14 protein-coding genes are annotated in these 17,515 nt (G+C 70.4%); 6 read left to right on the top strand and 8 right to left on the bottom strand.

What is annotated here, in order from left to right:
* Positions 1-2 precede the first annotated feature (2 nt).
* From yidC to OG928_RS17040, 6 genes are all read left to right on the top strand, one after another.
* The gene (gene yidC / locus OG928_RS17065; RefSeq protein WP_406284527.1) at positions 3-1,175 is read left to right on the top strand and encodes a membrane protein insertase YidC; all 1,173 of its coding nucleotides are present in this window, start codon (positions 3-5) and stop codon (positions 1,173-1,175) included.
* An 80-nt stretch (positions 1,176-1,255) separates the two neighbouring features.
* Positions 1,256-1,795, top strand: a complete 540-nt coding sequence (locus OG928_RS17060) for a protein jag (protein WP_406291038.1) — start codon at positions 1,256-1,258, stop codon at positions 1,793-1,795.
* A gap of 85 nt (positions 1,796-1,880) precedes the next feature.
* On the top strand, positions 1,881-2,633 hold the full coding sequence (gene rsmG / locus OG928_RS17055) for a 16S rRNA (guanine(527)-N(7))-methyltransferase RsmG (protein WP_406291035.1): 753 nt from the start codon (positions 1,881-1,883) through the stop codon (positions 2,631-2,633).
* Positions 2,634-2,900: 267 nt separating this feature from the next.
* Positions 2,901-3,833, top strand: coding sequence for a ParA family protein (locus tag OG928_RS17050; RefSeq protein WP_406284524.1), 933 nt, complete (start codon positions 2,901-2,903; stop codon positions 3,831-3,833).
* The gene (locus OG928_RS17045) at positions 3,830-4,906 is read left to right on the top strand and encodes a ParB/RepB/Spo0J family partition protein (RefSeq protein ID WP_406284522.1); all 1,077 of its coding nucleotides are present in this window, start codon (positions 3,830-3,832) and stop codon (positions 4,904-4,906) included. Before OG928_RS17050 ends, OG928_RS17045 begins: the two co-directional genes overlap by 4 nt.
* A 138-nt stretch (positions 4,907-5,044) precedes the next feature.
* Entirely contained in the window at positions 5,045-5,275 is a 231-nt protein-coding gene (locus OG928_RS17040) for a hypothetical protein (RefSeq protein WP_406284519.1), read from the top strand.
* A gap of 66 nt (positions 5,276-5,341) precedes the next feature.
* Here the strand turns inward: OG928_RS17040 and OG928_RS17035 are convergent, their stop codons facing one another.
* From OG928_RS17035 to OG928_RS17000, 8 genes are all read right to left on the bottom strand, one after another.
* On the bottom strand, positions 5,342-6,532 hold the full coding sequence (locus OG928_RS17035) for an N-acetylmuramoyl-L-alanine amidase (RefSeq protein ID WP_406284517.1): 1,191 nt from the start codon (positions 6,530-6,532) through the stop codon (positions 5,342-5,344).
* Positions 6,533-6,762: 230 nt separating this feature from the next.
* Positions 6,763-7,089, bottom strand: a complete 327-nt coding sequence (gene trxA / locus OG928_RS17030) for a thioredoxin (RefSeq protein ID WP_406284514.1) — start codon at positions 7,087-7,089, stop codon at positions 6,763-6,765.
* A 52-nt stretch (positions 7,090-7,141) separates the two neighbouring features.
* A complete protein-coding gene (trxB, locus tag OG928_RS17025; RefSeq protein WP_406284512.1) occupies positions 7,142-8,089 on the bottom strand; it encodes a thioredoxin-disulfide reductase in 948 nt (315 codons plus the stop codon).
* Positions 8,090-8,254: 165 nt separating this feature from the next.
* Positions 8,255-9,196: an anti-sigma factor family protein gene (locus tag OG928_RS17020; protein ID WP_406284510.1), complete on the bottom strand. Its 942-nt coding sequence runs from the start codon at positions 9,194-9,196 to the stop codon at positions 8,255-8,257.
* Complete coding sequence (sigM, locus tag OG928_RS17015) at positions 9,193-9,906, bottom strand: RNA polymerase sigma factor SigM (RefSeq protein ID WP_406284508.1); 714 nt, start codon at positions 9,904-9,906, stop codon at positions 9,193-9,195. Before sigM ends, OG928_RS17020 begins: the two co-directional genes overlap by 4 nt.
* 115 nt (positions 9,907-10,021) lie before the next feature.
* The gene (locus OG928_RS17010; protein WP_406284506.1) at positions 10,022-11,998 is read right to left on the bottom strand and encodes a protein kinase family protein; all 1,977 of its coding nucleotides are present in this window, start codon (positions 11,996-11,998) and stop codon (positions 10,022-10,024) included.
* Positions 11,999-12,352: 354 nt separating this feature from the next.
* Positions 12,353-15,061, bottom strand: coding sequence for a murein biosynthesis integral membrane protein MurJ (gene murJ, locus OG928_RS17005; RefSeq protein ID WP_406284504.1), 2,709 nt, complete (start codon positions 15,059-15,061; stop codon positions 12,353-12,355).
* Positions 15,062-15,113: 52 nt separating this feature from the next.
* A complete protein-coding gene (locus tag OG928_RS17000; RefSeq protein WP_406284502.1) occupies positions 15,114-17,513 on the bottom strand; it encodes a DUF6049 family protein in 2,400 nt (799 codons plus the stop codon).
* Between the last annotated feature and the right edge of the window lie 2 nt (positions 17,514-17,515).

Raw genomic sequence — 17,515 nt, 5'->3', positions numbered from 1 at the left:
CCGTGGGGATTCTTGACCCCCTGTATACCGCCGTCTCGTGGATCATCGTCCAATTCCACTCGTTGTTCAGCCCGATCTTCGGCAAGGACAGCGGTGCGGCTTGGGGACTGTCCATCGTCTGCCTCGTGGTCGTCATCCGGATCTGCCTGATCCCGCTCTTCGTGAAGCAGATCAAGGCGACCCGTGGACTCCAGGCATTGCAGCCTCGCATCAAAGAGGTGCAGAAGCGGTACAAGGACGACCGTGAGCGTCAGTCCCAGGAAATGATGAAGCTCTACAAGGAGACGGGTACCAACCCGCTTTCGAGCTGCCTTCCGATCCTGGTCCAGTCGCCGTTCTTCTTCGCGCTCTTCCACGTGCTCAACCGCGTCGCCCAGGACCGCACGGTCGGCGTGATCGACCGCGAATTGGTGGACAGCGCGCAGAAGGCGCACATCTTCGGTGCCCCGCTCGCCGCGAAGTTCACCGACGGGGCGGCCAAGATCGCCAGCCTCGGCGCCGATCTGACCACGGTGCGGATCGTCACCGTCGTCATGATCATCCTGATGTCGGCGTCGCAGTTCTTCACCCAGCGTCAGCTGATGACGAAGAACACCGACCCTGCTTCGCTCGTGGGCAACCCGTTCGCGAAGCAGCAGAAGCTGATGATGTACGCGTTCCCGATCATGTTCGCGGTCTTCGGCATCAACTTCCCGGTCGGCGTGCTCATCTACTGGCTCACCACCAACGTGTGGACGATGGGTCAGCAGCTGTTCGTGATCAACCGCAACCCCACTCCCGGCAGCCCGGCGTTCAAGGTGCGGCAGGAGAAGCTCGCGGAGAAGGCGCGCAAGCAGGGCAAGGTGCTGCTCCCCGACGGCAAGCTCATGGATGCCGCCGAGTACGAGGCCCAGCAGGCCGAGCAGAAGGCCCAGGCCGCCAGGCGCCAGCAGCCCACCAGGCTCACCAAGTCGCAGCGCAAGGCCCGCGCCCGCGAGGAGGCCGAGGGGGCCGGTGGCACCGCAGCGGGGACCGCGGACGCCGAGCCCGCGGCCGACAACGGCTCCGGTGGCACCGCCGCGAAGTCGAACGGTTCGGTCAAGGGCTCGACCGCGCGCACACCGCACTCCGGTGCGCGGAACGCCGGCCCGCGCAAGCAGACCCAGAGCCGGAAGAACCAGCCGAGGAAGAAGTGACCGCCCTCGACGGCGCGGCCGCCGCGCACCCCGACGACTCGCTCACTCGCCCACAAAGGAGTTCCCCTGTGACGGAAGGCATGACCCCCGCCGTCGACTCGCCCGCCGCACCGCGACGGATCACGCTCACCGCGGAGGAGATCGGCCGGCTGGAGCAGGAGGGGGAGATCGCCGCGGACTACCTGGAGGCCCTGCTCGACATCGCCGACCTCGACGGCGACATCGACATGGACGTCGAAGGCGGTCGCGCGTCGGTCTCGGTGATCGCCGGTGACGAGAGCGAGACCTCGGGAACCGACCTCAAGCGGCTCGTCGGCCGCGACGGTGAGGTCCTGGAGGCTCTCCAGGAGCTGACCCGGCTCGCGGTGCACCGGGAGACCGGCGAGCGCAGCCGGCTGATGCTGGACGTCGCCGGCTTCCGTGCCGCCAAGCGGGCGAACCTTGCCGAGATCGCCGGCGAGGCGGTGGAGGAGGTCAAGGCAGCGGGTACCTCACTCAAGCTGAAGCCGATGACCCCGTTCGAGCGCAAGGTCGTGCACGACACCGTCGCGGAGGCCGGACTGCGCAGCGAGTCGGAGGGCGAGGAGCCCAATCGCTGCGTCGTCGTCCTTCCTGCCTGATCGGGTCCCTCCCGGACCCGTTTCCGCAAGCCGTCGCGCCGGCCCCACCTGAGTCGCAGGTGGGGCCGGCGCCGTTCCTGGGATGATGTTCCACGTGAAACGTCAGGACGACACGACCCCCGACCCGCCGGCGGACGAACGCGCGCCCGAGGCGCCGGAGGCGGCCGGCCGCCTCTTCGGTGACAACCTGGAGCGGGCGATCCGCTATGCCGATCTGTTGGCCGGCCCCGGTGTACGCCGGGGCATGGTCGGCCCGCGTGAAGTCGGCCGGCTCTGGGAGCGGCACCTGCTCAATTGCGGGGTGGTCGCCGAACTGATCGCCGAGAACGCGATCGTGCACGACGTGGGTTCGGGGGGTGGCCTTCCGGGCATCCCGCTCGCCCTCGTCCGGCCGGACCTTCGGATCACGCTCGTCGAGCCGTTGCTCCGTCGGACGACGTTCCTCGACGAGGTCGTCGCCGAGCTCGGCCTCGACAACGTCGAGGTGCTGCGCGGGCGGGCCGAGGAGCTGCGCGGCCGTACCTCCGCCGACGTGGTCACCGCACGCGCGGTCGCCCCGCTGGCCAAGCTGGCCGGGTGGGGACTGCCGCTGCTCGGTTCGGGCGGCGAGATGCTCGCGCTCAAGGGCGACTCGGCCGCCGAGGAACTCCTCGAGTCGGAGGCGGATCTGCGCAAGCTCGGCGCGATCTCGTGGACGGTCGCGCACGCGGGCGAGGGGATCGTGGATCCGCTGACCACGGTCGTCCGGGTCCGCATCGGCACCGTCGTGTCCAAGAATGCCAAGTCGACGAAGGCTCGCCGAGGCGCGAAGGCGACCAGGCGTCGTCCCGGCAAGTAGTCGCTCCGGGGTTGGGCCGGACGGCTGAAACGCCGTTCCTGCCCCCTCGGGGTGTGTCGTGAACGCCGTTGCATCTCCTCACCGGCGATCGTGTTTCACGTGAAACGCCTGCCGTGGAAACGCTTCTACTCACCTGAGGTCCACCGGAACGTGGCACCCTCTGAAGGTGCCGCCGCAGTGCGTGGCCATTCCGTCGGCCCTGATTCCCATGTCGCCGCGGCAGGAGAGGAGAGTGGACAGTTGCCGTCCGAGTACCCGACAGCCTCGATGCCGGCGCCCCGTGTGGGTGCTGCCGTCGACGTTTCACGTGAAACAGAGGCGCCCGGTATCGATGACACGCCCATCGCCAGAGCGGCCAAGCAGGCCGTCGAGACGATGGGCCGCGCTTCCGAGGGGCTTCCGCGCCCGGAGCGCACCCGCGTCATGGTGGTCGCGAACCAGAAGGGCGGCGTCGGCAAGACCACGTCGACCGTGAACCTGGCGGCGGCGCTCGCCATGCACGGCGCTCGTGTGCTCGTGATAGACCTCGACCCGCAGGGCAACGCCTCCACCGCGCTCGGCGTGGACCACCACGCCGGCACACCGTCGATCTACGAGGTGCTGGTCGAGGGTCGCGACCTCGCCGAGGTGGTCCAGCCGGTGCGCGACGTGGAGGGCCTGTTTTGTGCCCCGGCCACGATCGACCTCGCCGGCGCCGAGATCGAGTTGGTCTCGCTGGTCGCCCGGGAGAGCCGGCTGCAGCGCGCGATCGCCGCGTACGAACAGCCCTTGGACTACATCCTCATCGACTGCCCGCCGTCGCTCGGCCTGTTGACCGTCAACGCGCTCGTCGCCGGTGCCGAGGTGGTCATCCCGATCCAGTGCGAGTACTACGCGCTGGAAGGGCTGGGCCAGCTCCTGCGCAACGTCGAACTGGTCCGCGCACACCTGAACCCGGACCTGGTCGTCTCGACGATCCTGCTCACGATGTACGACGCGCGTACCCGCCTCGCGGCCCAGGTCGCCCAGGAGGTGCGCGACCACTTCCCCGACGAGGTGCTGCCGACGGCCATCCCGCGGTCGGTCCGGATCTCCGAGGCGCCGAGCTACGGCCAGACCGTGATGACCTACGACCCGGGTTCCACCGGAGCGTTGTCATATCTTGAAGCGGCTCGGGAGATGGCGCTGCGCAGTGTGGCGAAGGCGAAGGAGGAAGTGTGAGCGGGCAACGCAGGGGACTGGGCAAGGGGCTCGACTCGCTCATCCCGCCCAGGCCGTTGAAGCCGTCGTCCCCCGCGGCGGCGACCTTGCGCAAGATGGCGGAAATAGCGACGGACGAGTCGGCCCTGTCGCCGACCTCGGTGCCGATGCAGGACGCGCCCAAGACCGCACCGACTCCCCCGGCCGCGCTGTACGCCGAGTTGCTCATCGACGTGATCGCGCCGAACCCTCGTCAGCCGCGCGAGGTGTTCAACGAGGAGGCGATGGCCGAACTCGTCCAGTCGATCAGGGAAGTGGGTGTCCTCCAGCCGGTCGTCGTGCGCTCGACCGGCGACGGCACGTACGAACTGGTCATGGGCGAGCGGCGCTGGCGGGCCTCCCGCAAGGCCGGGCTGACCCACATCCCGGCGATCGTCCGGGTGACCAACGACGACAAGCTGCTGCTCGACGCGCTCCTGGAGAACCTGCACCGCTCCGAACTCAACCCGCTGGAAGAGGCCCTGGCCTACCAGCAGTTGCTGGAGGAGTTCGACTGCAAGCAGGAGGAGCTCGCGGATCGGATCGGTCGCTCGCGTCCGCATCTGACCAACACCATGCGGCTGTTGAAGCTGCCGGTGGAGGTGCGGTCGAAGGTCGCGGCGGGCACGTTGCTCGCGGGACACGCGCGCGCGTTGCTCTCGCTGGAGGAGTATCCGGACGAGCTGCTCAAGCTCGCGGATCGCATCATCCGTGAGGGCATGACGGTTCGCACCGTCGAGGAGATCGCGCGGCAGATCTGCAACGAGGGCCCGCCCAAGTCGACGAAGTCCCGGAAACCGCGCGCCGGACGGATCGTCGCGCCCGCCCTGAACCATCTCGCGGACCGGCTCAAGAACCGGTTCGAGACCGAGGTGAAGGTCGTCCTCGGGCAGAAGAAGGGCAAGATCGTCGTCGAGTTCGCGTCGATCGAGGACCTCGAACGCATCCTCGCCTCGATGGCGCCCGGCGAGGGAGACCATTTCGCGAAGCGGCTCACCGAGCCCGAGGTGCCGGCTCAGGCGGGCAGCGCGGAATCCTCGGCGCTTGTCCCGTAGTCGGCAAAGGAACCAAGGAAGGGGCCCGTGGTCGTTGACCGCGGGCCCCTTCCTTGCTTGTGTTTCACGTGAAACGTGCCGCCGTACCGCTCGCGTTTCACGTGAAACGCGCAACGTGCCATCAACCCCGGAGGGGTCATGAGATCGATGCGCTGGGTCGTCGCGGGTCTCGGAGTGGGAGCCGTCGGCGGATTCGTCGGTGGGCTGCTCGGTGGGTCGCCCCGCTCCCGGGTGCCGGGGCCGGTGCCGTGGACGCCCGATGGACCCGCGATCCCGGTCCATGCGCTGCCGCAGGGCTCACGCTGGCCGGAGGATCGGGTCGTGCTCGACGAGTCGGAGCTCGGTCGGGAGCAGGCGGGTCGGGTATAGCGCCGGTCGGGTGCCGGTCGCTCGGCGACCGGTCGCCCGGTCAGTGGTTGCTCGGGTATCGGTCGCTCAGGTGAACACGGGCAGCCGCAGCATCCCCGTGGGGACGTCCTCGTCCGGCGGCAGGTAGAGCCGCTGGAGCGCCACGACCACCGATTCGGCGGCGTGGTCGCGGAACTCCGAGCCGGCCAGTCGGGCCGCGTCGTCCGCGTTCGTGAGGTAGCCGAGCTCGATCCGCACGGCGGGCATCCGGGTGCGCCGCAGCAGAGTCCACGCCTTGCCGTGGGTCCGGCCGTCGACCATGCCGGTACGCGCCACGAGTTCGCGCTGGACCAGGCTCGCGAAGTGCTCTCCGGTCGGCGAGCGTCGCCCGTACCGGTCGCTTCCGCTGCCGTAGTAGTAGGACGAGACGCCCCCGGCCCGGGGGCTGTCGTTGCGGTCCACGTGCAGGGATATGACGAGGTCGGCGTCGGTGGCGTTGGCGAAGGCCGCGCGCTCCTCCTCGTTGATCCCCTCGATGCCTTCGACGTCCACGCCGCGGGTGAGGTAGGCCTGCACGCCGAGCGCGGACAGGCGCCCTTCGAGCCGCCGGGCGAGGTCCCATACGACCTCGGCCTCCGACAGCCCGTGTGCCACGACGCCGTGGTCGGCGCCGCCGTGCCCGGGGTCGATCACCACGGTCTTGCCGGCGAGCGAGGGGCCCGAGCGGTGCAGCAGTTCGGATTCGCGCATGGCGTGCGGCTGGCCGCCGACGACCGTGCGCGCGAGCCGGTCGAGGGCTCGGAACGTGGCCGGTCCGCATGTGCCGTCCGCGCCGAGTCCGTAGTTGCGCTGGAATTCGCGCAGTGCGAGTTCGGTGGCCGGGCCGAGAATGCCGTCGACGCGGCCGCAGTCGAAGCCCATGTCGAGCAGTCGCTGCTGGAGCGTCGCCACGTCGTCCCCGACCGTCATGTGACCGGCCGAGTAGGACAACATGCGGTCGCCGAGTCGCCACCGTGCCTCGTCGAGATGGCGGTAGGTCTCCGGGCCGACGATGCCGTCCACGGTCATCGCGCGCTGCTGCTGGAAATGCCGGACGGCGAGGTCTACGGACCCGTCGAACACCGCGTCCGCGTATCCGCCGAGGCCGTCGGTACCGCCGGCCGTGGTCCCGACCGCCTGGGCACCGGCGGGCAGGAGGCCGAGCAGTACCAGTTTGGACCTGATCTCGGCCACTGCGGGGCCGGTGTCACCGCGTCGGTACCGCCGCTGCATGGTCATGGATGGAAGTCCTCCCGAGATTTGACGCAACACTCGATCGTACGCGCGCGTCGGGTCGCTCCCGTACCGGAGCGGGGGGCCTCGCGGTCGGGTTCCACACCCGACCCGGCGGCCTGCGGCACGAGGTGCTCGGCGGCCGCTGCCACGCCCTGACACGCGCGGAGGGCGCCCCCCGGTTCCGGGGAGCGCCCTCCGTTCTCGTGCGGGACGCCGAGGTCGAGCCGGTCGGCTCAGACGTACTCGGCGAGCTCCTTGAGGAGCATCGACTTCGGCTTCGCACCGACGATCGTCTTGACGATCTCGCCGCCCTTGAAGACGTGCAGGGTCGGGATCGACATCACGCCGTAGCGGGTCGTGATCTCCGGGTTCTCGTCGATGTTGAGCTTGGCGACGGTGAGCTTGTCGCCGTTCTCCGCCGCGATCTGCTCGAGCGCCGGGGCGATCTGGCGGCACGGGCCGCACCACTCGGCCCAGAAGTCGACGAGCACCGCCTTGTCGCTCATCAGGACGTCGCTGTCGAAGGTCTTGTCGGTGACTTTGGTGGTGGCCCCGGCCATGGTGGCTCCTCGGTGTGCGCGGGTGAAAAGGGGTGCAGGACGAGTTACGGGATCAGGCGGTCGCGCCGTCGGCGAGCGAGGCGAGGTAGCGCTCGGCGTCGAGAGCCGCCGCGCAACCCGTGCCGGCCGCGGTGATGGCCTGACGGTAGGTGTGGTCCACGACGTCGCCCGCCGCGAAGACACCGGGGAGGTTGGTGTGCGTGGTCGGCGCGTCGACCTTGATGTAGCCCTCGGCGTCGAGCTCGATCTGGTCCTGCAGCAGCTCGGTGCGCGGGTCGTGGCCGACCGCGATGAACAGGCCGGTGACGGCCAGGTCGCGCAGCTCGCCCGTGACGGTGTCCCGCAGCTTGACGCCGCTGAGCTTGCCGTCGCCCTGGATCTCGGCGACCTCGCTGTTCCACGCGAACGAGATCTTCTCGTCGGCGAACGCGCGGTGCTGCATCGCCTTGCTGGCGCGCAGCGCGTCCCGGCGGTGGATGACCGTCACCGAACGCGCGAAGCGGGACAGGAAGGTGGCCTCCTCGATCGCGGAGTCACCGCCGCCGACGACGGCGATGTCCTGGTCGCGGAAGAAGAAGCCGTCGCAGGTGGCACACCACGAGACACCGCGGCCGGACAGCGCGTCCTCGTTGGGGAGGTCGAGCTTGCGGTACGCCGAGCCGGTCGCCAGGATCACGGTGCGTGCCTTGTGCACGGTGCCGGCGCTGTCCGTGACGGTCTTGACGTCGCCCTTGAGGTCGACGGCGACGACATCGTCGGGGATCAGTTCGGCGCCGAAGCGCTCGGCCTGCTTGCGCATGTTGTCCATCAGGTCCGGACCCATGATGCCGTCCGGCCAGCCGGGGAAGTTCTCGACCTCGGTGGTGTTCATCAGCGCGCCGCCCGCAGTGACGGCGCCTTCGAAGACCAGCGGCTTCAGGTCCGCGCGTGCTGCGTAGACGGCGGCCGTGTACCCGGTCGGACCCGATCCGATGATGATCACGTTGCGGACGTCGCTCACGCTGAGCCTTTCCTGGTTCCTGTCGAGCCTCGTGCCGGTGGCCGGCCGCGGCTGTGCGGGTCTGCGAGTCCCGCGCCCCGATGAGATGCGGTGTCTCGTTCGACAACGGATCCTAGGTGCGCACCATTCCCGGTTCACAACGGCGGACCGGCGGCGTGCCGGGGATCACCCGCGAGCGACCTCGGTGTTCAGGAGCACGGCGCCGGCGAACTCGTTCGAGGCGCCCGCGGACGGGCTCGCGGACAGGCCGGTGGACCGAGGCGTGGACGGACGGGTGGAGGCGGGTGCGCCGCACGACGCGTCCACGATCGTCACCCGGACCCGGGTGTCGGCCTTGCCGTCGAGGACCACGACCCAGACCCGCGTGTTCCGGTAGATCCCGGTGTCCGTGGCGAGCGGCTTGTCCGCGCCCGGGCCGACCGCGGCGGCCACACACGCGGGCAGCGACTGCTTCGGGGCCGGTGTGCTGCGACTCAGGAGCCGGGAGACCTGCTCGGGCAGGCCGTCGTCCGTGTACACCCGGAAGTCGACCGCGGACGGCGGCTTGGGCGTCTGTTCCTTCGTGTCCGAGTTCGGCTTCTCACCGGAGCCGGAGGGGCGGCTCGCGGCGCTGGGCGCCGGGGCCGCGGCGGGTGCGTTCGCCTTGGCGTCGGAGGAGCTGCCGCCCGAGTGCCTGCTGTCGCCGTCGGAGCCGACGATCACGGTGATGCCGAGGGTCACCGCGGCCACGGCGGCGGCCGCGAGCAGGAGGGGGCCACGCCGCCGGCGCTTGCGCGCGGCGTCGAGCGACACGACGGTGTGCTCGGTGTGCTCGGCGGAGCGCGGCGGATCGGTCGGACGGGCCGGTGTGGGGGACGGTGCCTCGGCGGGCCTGGGCGGCGGCAGCGCGGCGAGCGCGAGCGCGCCGTCGATGCGCGCGGCGACGTCGGCGGGCATCGGTTCGACGGGGAGGTCGCCGAGCAGCTCGCGGATCTCGGCCAGCGAGTCCCGGGTGTCCCGGCACTCGTCGCACTCGGCGAGGTGCGCGGCGAGTTCGGCCTCGCGCTCCGGTGCGAGCAGTCCTTCGACGAGGTCGGAGAGCACCTCGACGTCGATGTGTTCGCTCATCGCGTGCCACCTCCCTCCATGCTCGTGCCGCCGGCGTCGGGGGTCGGCTCCCCGGCCCGCGGGCGGTCGTCCGTCGATGGGACGGATCGTCCCGCTTCGGGGTTCCCATTCGCCCCGGGCGGTCGCCCCGGTCCCGGCTCCCGCAGGTGCCGCACGAGCGGCAACAGCTTGGCCCGGCCGCGCGCGCAGCGACTCTTGATCGTGCCCGACGCGACCTGGAGGATCTGCGCGGCCTCGTCGACCGGGTATCCCTCCATGTCCACGAGAACCAGCGCGGCCCGCTGGTCCGCGGACAGCGTGGCCAGCGCCGCGAGCACGGTCTCACGAGTCTCGCCACGGATCGCGGGGTCCTCCTGGACGGGCGCGGGCAGCCGTTGGTCGAGATCCTCGGGCAGCGGTACGGCCGGCCGGGCGGCCTTGCGCCGGGCCCGGTCCAGGCAGGCGTTCACCACGATGCGGTGCAGCCACGTCGTGACGGCCGAACGGCCCTCGAACCTACCCGCGGCACGGTAGGCGGAAACGAGCGCGTCCTGGAGGGCGTCAGCGGCTTCCTCGCGGTCGCCCAGCGTCCGCAGCGCCACCGCCCACAGTCGGTCGCGGTGCCGGCGGACCAGTTCGCCGAACGCGTGCGGGTCGCCGCCGGCGTGCCGGGCGAGCAGATCGGCGTCGGACACGTCCGTGTACGCCGTCCCCGCCTGCTCCGTACTCACCGCCTACCTCCCCCTGTTGCCGGCCATCCTGGCATGGCTGCCACACCGGGTGGAGAGGGGCTCGCCTCTATCGTGCGCATCCGATTCCCCGAGCGGTCGCGGCCGGTGTTCGCGGTCAGCCGGCGACGCTGAAGGTGACTTCGCGCCAGGCGTTCTGGCGGCCCGGGGTGAAGATGTCGTAGCCGTCGACGTCTTGGGGGACCTGGGGCATCGCGGTCATCAGGACGAGCACGTACTGACTCTTGACCGGCGTGTCACCCTGGACGGTCAGCGTGGTGTCGGTGGTCGACGCGGAGCCGATCGTGACGTCGAACGCCTCCTGGCTCGACGGCATCGAATCGGCGCCGGGCGCGGCCTTGAGCGTGATGGTGGTGATGTCCCCACCCGCGCCGAGCAGGATCTTCGTGCCGCGCACGTCCATCGGCTTGCCGAGGTCGTAGACGATTCCGTACCCCGTGCGGCCGTTGTAGTTGATCGTCGGCCCGTCTTTCATCATGTTCGTGTGCCAATAGGTGTCGCGCTTGCCGTCGTAGGTTTTCGACACCCCGTTCGCGTCGGTGGGCGCGCCGCCGATCGGGATCTCCTTGCCTTTCTTCGGCCGGAAATCCGGAATGACCGGCGGCTCGGACGGCTCGGCCGACTTGGCCGGCGACGAACCCGTCTCCAAGGCACCGCCCTTCGGCTCGCCCTTGTCGTTCATGTGGCTCGCGATCTGCCACGTCACGAGCACGATGGCGAGCACCACCAAGACCGCGACCACGCTCTTGACCGTCGCGCCGAAGCGTCCGCTCAGCGGCGGCGGCGGTGCGATCGGCGGGCGGGCCGAGCTGTTCGAGCCGCCGGAGAAGTGCCCCGTCGGGTAGACGGTCCGGGTCGGCGTCGGCGTGTAGACGGGGTACTCGTCCGACTCCGGGCCGCCGATGATCTGGTCCGGCTCGGGCGGCAGCACCTGCGGCATCGCCCCGATCGCCGCGGCCAGTTCGCCGGGCGTCTCGAACGCCGTGTCGTGCTTGACCTCGTGGCCGAGGGCCCGCATCGCCAGCGCCGCGAGGGTGTCGTCGATGCCGGCCCGGATCTGGCCGGGCGTGCACAGCTTCCCGCCGGTGTGCGGGGCGGCCTGGAGGCCGTACTCGGTCCCGTTCACCCAACGGCGGGTCAGCGCCGCGTACATCAGCGCGCCGACCGCGCGCGTGTCGTCGCGGGCCGCGTCGGTGGTGTCGTGTCCGTACAGGGCCGCCTCGACCGCGAGGCCGACGATCTTGTACTGGCCGGTGTGCATGCGCAGCACGTTCTCCGGCGTCAGTCGCAGGTGCGACAGGCCGGCCCGGTGCGCGACGGACATCGCCTGCGCGAGCGCGCGCGAGAGTTCGTACACCTCGTGCGGTGGCAGTGGCGCGCTCTCGAAGACCTTGGTGAGGTTGTCCGCGTCGGGCAGCCACTCCTTCACCACGTAGATCAGGCCGTCCTGTTCGGCGCAGTCCAGGACTTGGACGAAGCGTGGATCGCCCATCAGCGCGGCGGCGCGCGCGGCCGCGATCACGGCGCGGCCGTGCTCACCCCCGGCGGGGACGATGTGCACGCCCACGGCGCGCCGGAGCTTCTCGTCGACGGCGCGCCAGGTCTCGCTGCGGCCGTTCTGCGACAGGCGGTGTTCGAGCCGGTAGCGCTCGGCGAGGCGGGTGCCGCGGCTGACGGCGACCCGGGGAGGCGACGGTTCCGGTTCCGCTTCGGGCTCGCGCGGCTTCGCCGGAGCGGACTCGACGACGTCGTCCTTCGCGGCCGGCTTCGCCTCGACGCGTGCGGCGTCGGGCTCACGTTCGGGCCGGGGTTTCGGCTCGAACTCCGGTTCGGGCTCGGTTTCGAACTCCGGTTCGGACGCGTCCGCCGACTCCGTCTCCGCGGCGGAGCCGGCGTCGGTCTCGGGTGCGGACTCGACGGAATCGGTGCTCTCGGGGGCGTCGCGCTCGACTCGCGCGATCTCGACGGGTTCAGGCTCGGTGCCGACGGGCAGAACCGTGGTGGTGTTGCCGGAGACCTTGCCGCCCGAACCGACCGGATTGTCCGACGATGCGTCAGAAGCCTTGTCCGCCACGGGAGTCGGGTCGCCCGTCGCTAGGTTGACGGATCCTGCGGTTCGGTCCGTCACCTCGGCCTCATCCTCCTCGTCGGCATGCTCATCGTAGAGGTGAGCCATCTCGTGCCGTCGGCCAGGGACGACCCGCACGCAACTTGAGACTCCTCAACCCCATCCCGGGTTGCCTTGCGGTGCGAAAGAAGTGCGACCCGGCCCGGGCGTATCGGGAGCATTACCCCGCATCGACCACATGGCACACCCTTCACTCGCCCATGGTGGTACATCCCACCGTGTTCCGCCCGCCGAATTCCTCGTGCGGGCGCGCTCCCGGGGATGTGCGCCGGGAGCCGCGCCCGGCGCGGGCGCCGGCGGTCAGCGGCCGAGTCGGCCCTTGATCATCCCGGTCATCGCGCTCATCTCCTCGACCCGCATGCGGTTGGCCGCGATGAAGAACACCACGAACATCGTCACGATGCCCGCGCCCACCGCGATCCCCGAGCCGCCCATGCCGGAGCCGAAGTGGCCCGTGCACACGCGCGCCACGAAGAACGCCGCGACTCCGCCGAACGCCGCGGCGATCAGCAGTCGGGTGTAGGTCCGGGTCACCCGGCGGCCGTCCAGATCGCCGAGCCGCTTCTTGAGCCGCTGCGCGGCCAGTGCCACGCCCACCAGATAGGCGAGGCTGTAGCCGCCGGCGATGCCGACACCGGCCCACTTGGTCGGCAGCGCGATGAAGGCCAGACCCGCGAACGCCGCCTGGGCGCCCGCGATCCACACCGTGTTGAGGAAGGGTGTTCGGGTGTCCTCGTAGACGTAGAACCCGCGCAGCAGCACGTATTGCGCCGAGTATGGGATCAGTCCCAGGCCGAGCGCCATCAGCATGTAGCCGATCCAATGCGCGCTCTCCACGCCCGTCGGCGCGAAGATGAAGCCGCCGATGTCCCGCCCGAGCGCCACGAAGATCGCCGCGCACGGAATCATCGCGACCGCCGACAGACGCAGGCCGGACGAGATGTCCCCGCGCACGCTCGCGAGATCGCCGTCGGCCGCGGCACGGCTCATCCTCGGCAGCATCGCGGTCATCACCGACACGGTGATCACGGCCTGCGGCAGCTGCCAGATCAGCAGTGCGCTGCTGTACGCGGTGAAGCCGACGCCGAACTGGATGTTCTCGTCCCGCGCGTTGACGTCGATCGCGGTCGCGAGCTGGGTCACCACGAGGTAGCCGGCCTGGTTCGCGAGCACGAACAGGAACGTCCACTTCGCGAGCCCGAGCGCCTTGCCCATGCCGGACCCGCGCCAGTCGAAGCGCGGTCGGAAGCGGAACCGGGCCGACCTGAGGTACGGGATCATCGCCATCGACTGCACGATCATGCCGAGCAGCGTGCCCAGACCGAGCAGGCGGATCTCGTCCGGCGTGATGGTGTCCGAGTTCTGACCGGTGTTCTGCGCGGTGCCGGCCACCCAGATGTACAGCCCGAACGTGGCGATGATGATGATGTTGTTCAGGACCGGGGTCCACATCATCGGGCCGTAGCGTTCGCGCGCGTTGAGGATCTGGCCGAACAGCACGTGCAGGCCCATGAAGAAGATGATGGGCAGGCAGTAGCGCGCGAACGTGATCGCGAGTTCGTAGTCCTGGTGGTGCTTGGCGAGCGAGTTCGCGAACGCCCGGATCAGCAGCGGGGCGCCGAGCCAGGCGATCACCACCAGTCCCGCCAGGACCGTCATGACCAGCGTGAGCAGGCGGTTCGCGTACGCCTCGCCGCCGTCGTCGTCCTGGCGCATCGCGCGCACGAGCTGCGGGACGAAGACCGCGTTCAGCGCGCCGCCGCCGACCAGGATGTAGAGCAGCGTCGGCATCGTGTTGGCGACGTTGTACGTGTTCGCCAGGATCGCGGTGCCCAGGGCCGCGGCCGCGACCAGGTTGCGGACGAAGCCCGTCATGCGGGACACGATCGTGCCCGCCGCCATCACGGCGGAGGACCGCATTATCCCGCCGAGCTTGCTGCCCTTCCTGCCCTCGCCGCCGACCGGGATCCCGGCCATCCGCTCCTCGGCGCCGGAACCCGGCATCCGGTAGACGGGCGACGTGGAGGGGTTCAGCGGGACCGGCGGGGCGTCCAGGACCGCGCTCGCGGACATCGACGCGGCGGCGGCCTCGGCTCGGTGCTGGGTCTCGTAGCGCTGGTACGCCTCGGTGTAGGAGGGCATGCCCGCGATGTCGCCGGCGAGGCCGAGGTTGATCCCGGTCAGCGTCTGGTCCATCAGCCAGCCACCGGGGCGGTCGTAGTCGCCCCAGCCGCCCTGACCCTGCTGCGGGGTCGGCTGCTGCGGGACGTACGCCTGCTGCTGGTGCGCCTGCTGCGCGTAGTTCTGCGGCGGCGCGGGCGGCTGCTGCTGGTGTGGCTGTTGGTGTTGTTGTTGGTGCTGTTGGTGTTGCTGCTCGCCGTACGGGTCGCCCGAGCCGTATCCGCCGCCGCCGTACTGCGCGTTCGGGTCGTATTGCGCGTTCGGGTCGTACTGCTGCGGCGGCTCGGGTGTGAAGAGCTCGTCCACGCCGACGTACGGGTCGTTCGCCGGCGGGTCGCTCAGCTCGTCCCGGAACCACGCGCCGCCGTCCTGCCCGGACGGCTGGGACTGCTGCTGGGACTGCTGCTGACCGTACGCGTCGTAGACACCCGCGCCCGAGCCGGAACCGTAGGGATCGACGTACCCCTGATCGGGGCCCGATCCGTAGCCGCCCTGGCCCTGGTAGCCGCCCTGCTGCTGCGGGTACTCCGGCTGCTGGTACTCCTGCTGCCCGTACTCCGACTGGGGGTACGAGGGCTGCGGGTATTCCGGCGCGCCGTAGCCCGGCTGCGGCGCGTTCGGGTCGGGATAACCCTGATCGCCCGGCTGCGCGTACGGGTCCGGGGGTTGCTCGGCGTAGGGATCGACCGGCTGCCCGTACGGGTCGACGTACTGCTGTAGGTAGGGATCGGCGGGCGGGCGACCCCGGTAGGGATCGTCGTGCGCGCCGTCGTCCGGCTCGGCGGAGCCGCCGGTGTACGGCTGACGTTCGTCGCTCCGGTCGCTCATGCGGGCGGGCCCTCGTCTTCTCGGTCAGGTTGAGTGTCCGGTGCCCACTTTCTCATTCGGGGCGGTCGGTCGTGGATCGTGACGGTGTGTGTCCTCGCGGGTCGGCCGGATCGGACGGTCCGTTTCCGCCACCGTGAGCCGCCACGGGGTGCTGTGGCGGCCACCCGGATGGCGGATATGTCCGATCCGCGGGCGAACCGCCCGAGGCGTCGGGACCCGACGGCGGATCGTCGGGGTCCTCACCATCCTCGCCGTTCGACTCCTCGGCAAGAGCCGCTTCCCGGCGCCGGCGCAGGAACGCCCGGAGCGAGAACAGCGCGAGGAGGAAGGCGAGCCCGCCGATGATCCAGCGGGTCAGGCCGTCGATGGTGGTGGTGTTCACGAAGAACGACTCTGGGGTCTTGAACTGTTCCCCATCCGGCGAAAGCATTCGCACGTCCACCATGACCTTGCCGTTCGCGGCGGACTTGGCCGGGATCCGAAACTCCCGCCGGTGCCCGTCGGGCACGGTCACGGTCATCGGCTCACCGAGTTCGAGCCGGTTGGGCTGGTGCGACGTCACCGCGATCCGGAGGGTGATCGGCTGCTGGAGGTTGTTCACCACGGTGACCGGAATGTTGCCCTCGTCACCGGACAGCGTCACACCGGTTCTTCGGATGATGTAGACCAGCGATTCGAGCTCGCGCAGGCTGCGGGTGACGCCGAGCCGATAGTGGTCGGCGGCCTTGGGGTCGCCGCGCCACTGCGTGGAGAGCAGGCGCAGCACCGCCGGGTCGAACGGGCCGGTCACCCGCTCCGGCTTGCTCAGGATCGAGGCGAAGGTTCCGGTCGAGCGGGCGAGGTTGTGGGTCTCGGTGAGGTAGGGCGTGGACGGTTCGCTCGCCCTGACGTCCTTGGGGTAGCCGGCGAGCTTGCGCGCGGGGAGCGGAGCGGGCTCGGTGGCCAGCTCGGCCAGGGTCACGCTGTCGGTCCAGTCGGCCGAGGCCGTCATGACGTTCTTGAGCACGGTGGCGAGCGCCGCGTCCATCGTGCGCGGCGGCGTGATCAACAGGCTGCGTGAGGCCTTGAGCGTCGGTTCCTGCAGCGCGATCGTCAGCAGCTCGGCGACGAGTTGTTGGGTGGCCAGGACCTGCTGGCCCGGTGCCTTGGCGTCGGCGGCCAGGATCCGGTCGATCGCCGGGTCGGTGACGAGCGCGGTGCCCTTGCCGTCGGTGCCGGGCAGCGTCGCCGTGGCCAGGGGCGTGACGTTGAGATCCCGGGTCGGCGGCAGGCTCGCCCCCGACGCGAGCACGGTGGTCGCGCCGCTGCCGACCGCGAGGTTGATGATCGACTGGTCGAGCGCGCCCCCGGCGGGCCAGGCGACGTCGGTGCGTACGGGCCGGTTCAGGGTCCGCTGCATGACGTCGGTGGACTTTTGCCGGGCCTGGGTCAGCTGGGGGCGCAGGTCGATCTTCCCGGCGTCGAGCGCGTGCGCCACGGCGGCGAGGTCGGTGTCGCCGTAGGGCAGCCCGAGCACGGATCCGCCGCCGAGCGCGGCCTTGAGCCGATCCAGCCACGAGGCGGCGAGCGGACCGCCGGCACCGGCCACCGTGTCGGCGATCTGGTTCGGGGTCGCCTTGGCCGCGTCCTCGGCGTTCGCGGTCTTGCCGTCGCGGGACTTCTTCGGCTCGTCCGGGTCCAGACTGCCGGGCGGCGCGACGCGGTACCCGCCGGCCATCGCGGCGACGGAGTCGAGCAGGTCGGGGTCGATCGCCCAGTCGACCTTCATCCCCGTGCCGATGTTCACCAGGTCGGACAGCCGCCCCTTGTCGGCGAGCAGTCCGGCGAGGTCGTCGTCGCGGAACACCGGCGTCTGGAACTCGTCGCCGAGTGTGGTGCCGTCCCGGTGCGGGCGATCCACCAGCGGCCAGAGCATCCCGACCCGCACGCTCTTGACGTCCTTGAGCCCGTTCTTCGGGATCCACGGCAGGAAGGTACGGGCCGAGCCGCTCGTCTTGCCGCCGGTCCGTGCCTCGATCGCGAGCGGGTACGCGCCGGCTTCGCCCAGGCCCAGCGGGTCGGCCCGGAAGCTGAACGACCACGGCTGTGCCGCGCCGGGCCCGGGGGCCAGGTTGCGCACGACGACGGGCTTGGGATCGTGCAGCAGGGAGCCGCTGGACTGGGCGTCCTGCGCGGAGGCGATGCCGCTGCGGAAGAGCGGCTCCGAGGTGCGCAGCCGCACGGCGACCTCGACCTGGTCGACGGGCTTGGTGCCGGTGTTGACCACCTGGCCCTCGATGGCGATGGTGCCCCCGGCCTTCACCACGGGGGTCATCCTGGTGATCAGGATCTGGACCGCCTGGCCGTCGGCCGCCGCCGCGGTGTGCGCGCGCAGCGGCGGCACCATCCCCAGCAGGCCGGCCGCGAGCACCAGGGCCAGGACGAGCACCCCCAGGGCGCGTCCGCGCACCATGA

It is taken from the genome of Embleya sp. NBC_00896, assembly GCF_045207785.1.
GTDB lineage: Bacteria > Actinomycetota > Actinomycetes > Streptomycetales > Streptomycetaceae > Embleya.
Note: the sequence above shows the minus strand (reverse complement) of the source record. Positions and strands in the feature narration are given on the sequence as shown.

What these genes read in the sequence shown, in the direction of transcription:
- trxA (WP_406284514.1), bottom strand. Translation starts at nt 7,089, where the DNA reads ATGGCCGGGGCCACCACCAAAGTCACCGACAAGACCTTCGACAGCGAC.
- rsmG (WP_406291035.1), top strand. Translation starts at nt 1,881, where the DNA reads ATGTTCCACGTGAAACGTCAGGACGACACGACCCCCGACCCGCCGGCG.
- OG928_RS17000 (WP_406284502.1), bottom strand. Translation starts at nt 17,513, where the DNA reads ATGGTGCGCGGACGCGCCCTGGGGGTGCTCGTCCTGGCCCTGGTGCTC.
- OG928_RS17020 (WP_406284510.1), bottom strand. Translation starts at nt 9,196, where the DNA reads ATGAGCGAACACATCGACGTCGAGGTGCTCTCCGACCTCGTCGAAGGA.
- murJ (WP_406284504.1), bottom strand. Translation starts at nt 15,061, where the DNA reads ATGAGCGACCGGAGCGACGAACGTCAGCCGTACACCGGCGGCTCCGCC.
- OG928_RS17040 (WP_406284519.1), top strand. Translation starts at nt 5,045, where the DNA reads ATGAGATCGATGCGCTGGGTCGTCGCGGGTCTCGGAGTGGGAGCCGTC.
- OG928_RS17060 (WP_406291038.1), top strand. Translation starts at nt 1,256, where the DNA reads ATGACCCCCGCCGTCGACTCGCCCGCCGCACCGCGACGGATCACGCTC.
- OG928_RS17050 (WP_406284524.1), top strand. Translation starts at nt 2,901, where the DNA reads ATGCCGGCGCCCCGTGTGGGTGCTGCCGTCGACGTTTCACGTGAAACA.
- OG928_RS17035 (WP_406284517.1), bottom strand. Translation starts at nt 6,532, where the DNA reads ATGACCATGCAGCGGCGGTACCGACGCGGTGACACCGGCCCCGCAGTG.